The organism is Arthrobacter agilis (genome assembly GCF_002953615.1).
GTDB lineage: Bacteria > Actinomycetota > Actinomycetes > Actinomycetales > Micrococcaceae > Arthrobacter_D > Arthrobacter_D agilis_B.
This window is the reverse complement of sequence record NZ_CP024915.1, coordinates 2052405-2060420: the sequence shown is the minus strand read 5'-3', so window position 1 is coordinate 2060420 and position 8016 is coordinate 2052405. Positions and strand designations below refer to the sequence as shown.

Below are 8016 nucleotides of genomic sequence, written 5' to 3'. Positions count from 1 at the left end.
GCTGCCGTTCCGCCGCCTCCGCCGGTGCCGCCAACCTCGGCCGCATCAGCAATGTGGAGATGGCCATGACCGTGGAGATCGGACGTACCAGGATGTCTGTGCGCGATGTCCTGGACCTCGAACCCGGCGCCGTGATCGAGCTCGACCGCTCGGCCGGCGCCCCGGCGGACGTGCTGCTCAACGGGCGCCTCGTCGCCCATGGCGAGGTGGTCGTCGTCGACCAGGACTACGCCGTCCGCATCACCCAGATCCTCGACGTCGCAGACGGCGCCCTCTAGTGGACGTCGTGGTCCTCGCGCTGAGGGTGCTCCTGTCCCTCGGCGTGGTACTCGCGCTGCTCTTCGTGCTGCACCGCAAGCTCTCGAAGGTCAACGGCGGCCGCGCCGGAGCCGGCCTCGTGTCCGTCGTGGCACGCCAGGGCATCGGCGCGAAGGCATCCCTCGTGGTGGTGGAGGCCGAGGGCACGCGCTTCTACCTGGGCGTGACCGAGCAGTCGGTGTCGGTCCTCCACTCCTCGGCCGCGCCACGCGCGCTGCAGGCCGTCCCGGAGTCCGACGACGCCGTGCCCGCGGTCCAGGCACGGGCGGCCGCGACCTCCGCGGGACCGGGCACTCCGGAACCGGCCGACGCCCGCTTCGCCGCATCCCTGCGGCTGGCCGCTACGGCTCCCGCTCCGGATCGCACCGCCGACGCCGAGCCGATCAGCCGCCGTGCCGCACGTGCAGCCCGATCAGCGGAGCCGGCGCATGCCGCCGCGACCCTCCAGGGGTCGATCCTGTCGCCCACCACCTGGAAGCAGACCGCAGCCTTCCTGCGCCAGGGACGGGCCGGGTGACGACGGCCGTCCTGCCGTCGGCACCCTCCGCACGCGGAACCCGCCTGGCCCGGTTCGTCCGGGTCCCGCTCCTCCCGGCAGTCGCAGCCGTGCTGCTCGCCGTCGTCGTCGTCCTGCTCGGAGCCGCCGCCGGCCATGCCGGCGAACTGGATCCCGCCGTTCCCTCGCCCACGGCACCGTCCGCCCCCGCCGACCCCACGGCACCGGCCGAGCCGGGCAGCGGGGACGGGCTGTCCGTCGAGATCAACGGCGTCAACGGGGAACCGAGCTCGGCCGTCCTCACCCTCATCGGGATCACGCTGCTGTCCGTGGCGCCGGCACTGCTGCTGATGATGACGTCCTTCACGAAGATCTTCGTGGTGCTCGCGATGACGCGGAACGCGCTCTCGCTGCCGTCCATCCCGCCCAACCAGGTACTCGCGGGGCTGGCCCTGTTCCTGTCGCTGTTCATCATGGCGCCGGTCCTGACCGAGATCAACGACCTCGCCGTCCAGCCCTACCTCAGCGGCGCGACGACCTTCACCGAGGCCCTCACGGACGGCGCCCGCCCCCTGCAGACCTTCATGATGGCGCACACCCGTGAAGAGGACCTGGCACTCATGACGCGGGCCGCCGGCCAGCCGAACCCCGAGGACGCCGCGAGCGTCCCGCTGACCACCCTGATCCCGGCGTTCATGATCTCCGAGCTGCGGGCCGCCTTCATCATCGGCTTCGTGATCTTCGTGCCGTTCCTCGTGATCGACCTCGTGGTCTCCGCGGCGCTGATGTCCATGGGCATGATGATGCTCCCGCCGGTCATGATCTCGCTGCCCTTCAAGATCCTGCTGTTCGTCCTCGTGGACGGGTGGGGGCTCATCATCACGTCCCTCATCAACAGCTACCAGGGCGGCTGAGGTGGATACCAACGCCGTCCTCGACATCGGGCTCGCCGGCATCTGGGCCGCGGCCAAGCTGTCCGCACCCGTGCTCCTGACCGCCCTCGTGGTGGGGTTCGCGATCTCGCTGCTGCAGTCCATCACGCAGATCCAGGAGGTCACGCTCTCCTTCGTGCCGAAGGCCGCCGCCGTCTGCCTCGCCCTGCTCGTCTGCGGCCACTGGATGATCTCCGAGATGATCTCGTTCACGCACGAGATGTTCGAGCGCATCCCCGGGCTCCTCGGGGGCGGCTGAGATGGAGATCGAACTCGACCAGGGCCGGATCGAAGCCGTCATGCTCGCCGGCGTGCGGATCGTCGCCTTTCTCGTGATCGCACCGCCCTTCTCGTACAAGGGCATCCCGGCACGCGTGAAGGCCATGCTCGCCGTCGGGCTGGCGCTCGCGGTGTCTCCGCAGGTCGCCGGGAGCTACGAGACGGGCGGCACGGGCCGGTACATCGGTGCCCTGGTCCTCGAACTCGTGGTCGGCGCCGCCCTGGGCTTCCTCGTGCTGGTCGTCTTCTCCGCGATCCAGTCCGCCGGGAGCCTGATCGACCTGTTCGGCGGGTTCTCCCTGGCCCAGGGATTCGATCCGCAGTCGATGGTCAACGGTGCCCAGTTCGCGCGCCTGTTCCAGCTCACGGCCCTGACGCTGCTCTTCACGTCCGACGGCTACCAGCTCATCATCGGAGGCCTGGTCCGGACCTTCAGCGCGCTGCCGCTCGGCGGGGGGCTGGACCTGGCCGAACCCGTCGAGGCGCTCACCGGCGCCGTCACCGGACTCTTCCTGGCCTCGGTCCAGATCGCCGGTCCGCTGATCGTGGTCCTCTTCCTGGCCGACGTCGGCCTCGGGCTCCTGACGCGCGTCGCACCGGCACTGAACGCCTTCGCGCTCGGGTTCCCGCTCAAGATCTTCATCACGCTCAGCCTCGGCGGCGTGGTATTCGTCGCCCTGCCGCGCGTCGTCTCGACCCTCGCGGACGACGCCGCAGCACTCCTGATGGGGGTGGGCTGACATGGCGGAGGATTCCGGCGAGCGGACCGAGCAGGCCACCGACAAGCGGATGAGGGACGTCCGCTCCAAGGGCCAGCTCGCCAAGTCCGAGGACTTCACGGCGTGGGTGGGCGTCGGAGCGGCAGCGCTGATGCTGCCGTCCCTCATCTCCCGCTCGTCCGACGCCGCGACCGAACAGCTCGTCCGCGTGGCCGACACCATCGCGAACCCCGATCCCGCGTCGGCCCTCGACGCCCTCGCCGACGGTGGCGCGTCCCTGGGCGTCATCCTGGGCCCCTTCCTGGGTGTGCTGCTGGTGGCCGTGCTCGGTACCGCCGCCCTGCAGGGCGGCATCCACGTGAAGAAGTTCTCCGGCAAGTTCGAGCAGTTCAACGTGGTCAACGGCCTCAAGCGGATCCTCGGCGGACAGGCCCTGTGGCAGGGCGCGAAGGCGCTCCTGAAGACCGCCGTGGTCGGGCTGGTGCTCGTCGTCGTCGTGCAGAACCTCATGCCGGTGCTGATGGCCGCCGGGGGACTCTCGGTCGCCTCGCTCCTGAACACCGCGGGCGACGGCACCGCCGCGCTCCTGCGGGCCGCCGTCGTCGCCGGTCTGGCACTCGCGGCGATGGACGTCCTCGTGGTGATGCGCCGGAACCGCAAGAAGACCCGCATGACCAAGAAGGAGGTCAAGGACGAGAACAAGAACTCCGACGGCGACCCCCTCATCAAGTCCCAGCGGCGCTCCCGCCAGCTGGCGATGAGCCGCAACCGCATGATCGCCGCCGTGGGCGGTGCCGACGTCGTCCTCGTCAACCCGACGCACGTGGCGGTGGCGCTCACGTACGAGCCCGGGCGGTCCGCACCGCGCGTCGTCGCGAAGGGTTCGGGCGTGATCGCCGCGAAGATCCGCGAGGAAGCGGAGAAGAAGCAGGTGCCGATGGTCTCCGACATTCCGCTGGCCCGTGCGCTGCACGCCGCCTGCGAGCTCGGCCAGGAGATCCCGTTCGAGAACTACGACCAGGTGGCCCGCATCCTGGCGTTCGTCATGTCCCTCAGGACCCGGGGGGCCGCCCGCGGCCTCCACACCCTTCCCGCCCGACCCTCAGCCGCCGGAGGCTTCTAGACCATGCGTTCCTCCCTCCCGAAATTCCTGGTCCCGGTCGGCGTCGTCGGCATCATCCTGCTCCTCGTGGTGCCGGTGCCGTCGGTGCTGCTGGACGTGCTGATCATCGTCAACATCCTGCTGGCGCTCGTGATCCTGCTGAACACCATGTTCGTCCGCAAGCCCCTGGACTTCTCCGTGTTCCCCTCCCTGCTGCTCGTCGCGACGCTGTTCCGGCTCGGCCTGAACGTCGCCTCGACCCGGCTGGTGCTCGGGGACGGCTACGCGGGGGAGGTCATCGCGGCCTTCGGGCACGTCGCCGTCGGCGGCTCGATCATCATCGGCGCGGTGGTCTTCCTGATCCTCGTGGTGATCCAGTTCGTGGTGGTCACCAAGGGTGCCGAACGCGTGGCCGAGGTGGGCGCCCGCTTCACCCTGGACGCCATGCCGGGCAAGCAGATGGCCATCGACGCCGACCTCAACGCCGGACTGATCACGGACACGCAGGCGCGCGAACGCCGCGCGGAGGTCTCGGCGGAGGCCGACTTCTACGGGGCCATGGACGGTGCATCGAAGTTCGTGAAGGGCGATGCCATCGCCGGGATCATCATCATCATCATCAACATCGTCGGCGGCCTCGCGATCGGCATGCTGCAGGACGGCCTGCCCATCTCCGAGGCCCTCACCACCTACGGGCTGCTCACCATCGGCGACGGGCTCGTCACCCAGATCCCGGCACTGCTCATGGCCGTGTCCACCGGCATGATCGTCACGCGGTCCAACGCCGAGGCGGACATGGGCTCGACGGCGGCCCAGCAGCTCGGGCAGTCGCAGAACGCGCTGCGCATCGCGGGTGCGGCGGCGATCGTCATGGCGCTCATCCCGGGCATGCCGAAGCTGCCGTTCATCGTGGTGGGCGCAGGCCTGATCGTGATCGCGCAGCGGCTCAAGAAGTCCGACGACGACGCCCGCACCGCGGCGGCGGCCCTCGAGGCCGAAGCCGCCGCTCCGTCCGCCGACAGCACGGACGACCTGCTCGAGCAGATGCGCGTCCACGCCCTCGAGGTGCTGCTCGCACCGGACCTGGTGGACGTCGTCACCGGCGCTCCCGACGACCTCCTCGGACGCGTCCGCGCCCTGCGCCGCAAGGTCGCGCTGGAACTCGGGGTCGTCGTGCCTCCCGTCCGCACGCGGGACAGCATCGACCTGCCGCCCGCCACCTACGTCATCAAGATCGCGGGTGTCGAGGCCGGCCGGGGCGAGGCTCCGCGCGGCAAGGTCCTCGCGCTCGGCGACCACCTCGCGCACCTGCCCGGTGCCGCCGTCGTCGAGCCCGTCTTCGGACTCGCCGGGAAGTGGGTGCCCTCGGAGCTCCGGCACAATGCGGAGCTCGCCGGCGCCACCGTGATCGACCGCGTCTCGGTCCTCGTGACCCACCTGTCCTCGGTCATCACGGCCAACGCCGCACGGCTGCTGACGCGCGAGGACGTCCGGGTGCTGACCGACGGCGTCCGCCAGGTCAGCCCCTCCGCCGTCGAGGAGCTGGTTCCCGGACTAATGACCCTCGCCGAGGTGCAGCGTGTGCTGCAGGGGCTGCTGTCCGAGCAGGTGCCGATCAACGACCTCGCCCGCATCTACGAGGCACTGACCCTGAAGGCGAAGTCCTCGTCCGATCCGGAGGGGCTGGTCGAGGCGGCCCGGTTGGCACTCGGGCCCGCCGTGACCCAGCAGTATCTCGACGGCACGCTGCTGCGGGTCATCATGATCGATCCGCTGCTCGAGCAGTCCATGCTCGAGGGGCTGCGCCCGTCCGACCAGGGCACGCAGATCCTCCTCGATCCCGCACGGACCGAAGCCGTCCTCGCCTCGATCCGCTCCACGGTGGCCGATATCGAGGCCACCGGCCGTTCCGCGGTGCTGGTGTGCGCGCCGGCGCTGCGCCCCGCGCTCAAGCGGCTCGTGGGTCCCCAGGCGGCGGGGCTGCCTGTGCTCTCGTACCAGGAAGTGACGAGTGCGAACGTCGCCATCGAGACCATAGGAGTGGTGCGTGGCTCCGCAGCTATTTCATCTTGAGGGTCCCTCCCTCGAGGAGCTGAAGACCCAGGCCGCGGCCCTGTACGGTCCGCGGGCACTCATCGTGTCCGCGGAACTCGTCACGGTCGGCGGTATCCGCGGCGTACTCGCCCGCAGGCACTACGAGATCGTGGTCGAGGTGCCCGAGCCTGCTACCGGACACGCCGACGGCTACCGGTCCACGCCCGGTTCACCCCCTGGTTCCACCCCCGGTACCCGGCGGGGACGCCGCAGCGCCGCAGCGCCGGCGGGTATCGACGCCCTGCTCCAGCAGGCCGAGCTGGACGAGGTGCGGATAGCGGGCGGGTCCGCTCCCGCCGGGTCGCCGGCGGCAGGATCCCGGGGTGCCGCAGCCGGTGCCGGTGCCGGTGCCGCAGCCGGTGCCGCAGCCGGTGCTGCAGCCGGTTCCGGCAGGCCGGGATCCGGTGTGTCCGGCGCCGGTGCGGGGGAGCCCGCCGCCGTCTCGACGGACTCGGGCCTCTTCGCGGCGCTGATGGACAACCTCACCTTCGCGACGTCTCCCTCGACATCCGGTCCAGGTGCCGACCCGTCGGCCGCGCGGCGCCGGCCCGGCGACGACGCGCCGCAGGCACTCCCGGACGTCGGACCGACCCGGACCGGACCTCCCGCCGGACCGGTCACCACCGACCCTGTCGAGCGCGGATCCTCCGGCGGATCGACGCCGTGGGGCGCGCGCCCGGACGACCGGCCCTCCACCGCGGCGGGTAGTAGTGAGGCATCCGATGATGCACCCGCCGTCGTACCGCACCTCGCTGCGCACCCGGGCGACCCGGCACAGCTGCCCGACCTCGCGGGCCACGTCGTCGACACCTCCGCTGCACCCGACCCCGCGCCCGCGGTCCTCTCGGCACCCGGCGACCTCGTGATCATCGTCGGAGCGCCCGCCGTGGTCTGGGAGGTCGCGGCGTCCATGGCGGCGGCGTTCGGTCGGGGGGCCCCGGCCGCGGTGGCCGTCGCCGGACCGGAGGGCTGGCTGACCCGGGACGCACGCAGGATCGACGACCGCCTCGACGCCAACGCGGCCCGTGCCGCCGGAGTGGACGGCGGGCATCCGGTCTTCCTGGCGCTGTCCTCGGAGGATCCCGTGACCGACGCCCGGCTCCTGCTCGCCCTGCGCCCGGACCAGGTGTGGCTCGCGGTGGACGCCGGACGGAAGGAAGCGGACACTGCCGCCTGGGTCGGAGCCCTCCGCAGGAGCATGGAGCGCGCCGAGCTCGCACCGTCGGGGCTGGCGGTCGTGGGATCGGGGTCGACGGCGACGCCGGGCACGGTGGACGCGCTCGGTCTGCCCGTGGGCTGGCGTGACGGCGGGTCCCCGGAATCCCCGACGCGGCGCCGCGCTGCCTCCGTCGGTCGACGCCGGGCCGAGTCCGCCGGGATAGAGTGAAACGATGCTTGTTCTAACGCGAAAGGTCGGCGAGCAGATCCTGATCGGCGACGACATCGTCATCACGGTGCTCGATTCCCGCGGTGACGGCATCCGCATCGGCATCGATGCCCCGCGCGGCGTGAAGATCCAGCGCGAGGAGGTCCTGCGTGCCGTCACGGAGGCGAACCTCGCCGCTGCGGCTGCCGACGCCGAGGCCGCCGATGCGCTCAAGGCGCTGCTCCGGTCCGGTGCGGTGGTCGCGGCGGAGGATCCTGCCGACGGGCCCGCCGATGCCCGCCGCGGTCCGGCCGGCGGCGCCTAACAGACTCTCCCCGCACTGGCGAGCAATCCGGATCCCTGATTCTGCGTTGTCGCCCGAAATCCGCCGGATCTAGCCTGACACCACCTGTTCATACCAACACGGAGGTGCCTCATGGCTACTGGAGAAACCGGATTCGACGACGTCTCTTTCGACCTCATCTCGCTGCAGTACCACTCGCTCAAGGCAGGGCACGACTACGGGCAGTACGTGCGTGACGCCCGGAACGCCGGTCGCGACGACATCGCCGAGTTCTTCGAGCAGGTCATGGCCCAGGACTCCGAGCGCGCCGCGAAGTGCCATGCGTTCCTCGGTGAGCTGACGAAGTCCGACGAGTCCGGTCCCGCGATGAGCTGACCGTCGTCCGCCGGCAGTGGCGGGGGCCTGC

10 protein-coding genes are annotated in these 8016 nt (G+C 70.9%); all 10 read left to right on the top strand.

The features are described from left to right. The coding region (gene fliN / locus CVO76_RS10030) for a flagellar motor switch protein FliN (RefSeq protein ID WP_208739140.1) at positions 1–278 on the top strand (278 nt) is incomplete at its 5' end. Beyond that, positions 278–835, top strand: a complete 558-nt coding sequence (locus CVO76_RS10025) for a FliO/MopB family protein (protein ID WP_208739139.1) — start codon at positions 278–280, stop codon at positions 833–835. The genes fliN and CVO76_RS10025, both read left to right, overlap by 1 nt. Continuing rightward, a complete protein-coding gene (gene fliP / locus CVO76_RS10020) occupies positions 832–1728 on the top strand; it encodes a flagellar type III secretion system pore protein FliP (protein WP_244185869.1) in 897 nt (298 codons plus the stop codon). The genes CVO76_RS10025 and fliP overlap by 4 nt, the downstream gene beginning before the upstream one ends. A gap of 1 nt (position 1729) precedes the next feature. Beyond that, complete coding sequence (gene fliQ, locus CVO76_RS10015; protein WP_208739138.1) at positions 1730–2005, top strand: flagellar biosynthesis protein FliQ; 276 nt, start codon at positions 1730–1732, stop codon at positions 2003–2005. 1 nt (position 2006) lies between these two features. Beyond that, positions 2007–2765 carry a flagellar biosynthetic protein FliR gene (locus CVO76_RS10010; RefSeq protein ID WP_133080413.1) on the top strand — a complete coding sequence of 253 codons (759 nt, stop codon included), beginning with the start codon at positions 2007–2009 and terminating at the stop codon, positions 2763–2765. A 1-nt stretch (position 2766) separates the two neighbouring features. Further along, a complete protein-coding gene (locus tag CVO76_RS10005) occupies positions 2767–3867 on the top strand; it encodes an EscU/YscU/HrcU family type III secretion system export apparatus switch protein (protein WP_133080414.1) in 1101 nt (366 codons plus the stop codon). 3 nt (positions 3868–3870) lie between these two features. Then, positions 3871–5919 carry a flagellar biosynthesis protein FlhA gene (locus CVO76_RS10000; protein ID WP_208739137.1) on the top strand — a complete coding sequence of 683 codons (2049 nt, stop codon included), beginning with the start codon at positions 3871–3873 and terminating at the stop codon, positions 5917–5919. Beyond that, positions 5894–7327, top strand: a complete 1434-nt coding sequence (locus CVO76_RS09995) for a hypothetical protein (RefSeq protein WP_208739136.1) — start codon at positions 5894–5896, stop codon at positions 7325–7327. The genes CVO76_RS10000 and CVO76_RS09995 overlap by 26 nt, the downstream gene beginning before the upstream one ends. Before the next feature lie 4 nt (positions 7328–7331). Then, positions 7332–7631, top strand: a complete 300-nt coding sequence (csrA, locus tag CVO76_RS09990; protein WP_133080417.1) for a carbon storage regulator CsrA — start codon at positions 7332–7334, stop codon at positions 7629–7631. Positions 7632–7742: 111 nt separating this feature from the next. Beyond that, complete coding sequence (locus tag CVO76_RS09985) at positions 7743–7985, top strand: acyl carrier protein (RefSeq protein WP_133080418.1); 243 nt, start codon at positions 7743–7745, stop codon at positions 7983–7985. Positions 7986–8016 lie beyond the last annotated feature (31 nt).

Bases quoted from the DNA above. Each gene is read 5' to 3' on its own strand.
- CVO76_RS10010 (WP_133080413.1), top strand. From the start codon at position 2,007: ATGGAGATCGAACTCGACCAGGGCCGGATCGAAGCCGTCATGCTCGCC.
- CVO76_RS10005 (WP_133080414.1), top strand. From the start codon at position 2,767: ATGGCGGAGGATTCCGGCGAGCGGACCGAGCAGGCCACCGACAAGCGG.
- CVO76_RS10000 (WP_208739137.1), top strand. From the start codon at position 3,871: ATGCGTTCCTCCCTCCCGAAATTCCTGGTCCCGGTCGGCGTCGTCGGC.
- csrA (WP_133080417.1), top strand. From the start codon at position 7,332: ATGCTTGTTCTAACGCGAAAGGTCGGCGAGCAGATCCTGATCGGCGAC.
- CVO76_RS09985 (WP_133080418.1), top strand. From the start codon at position 7,743: ATGGCTACTGGAGAAACCGGATTCGACGACGTCTCTTTCGACCTCATC.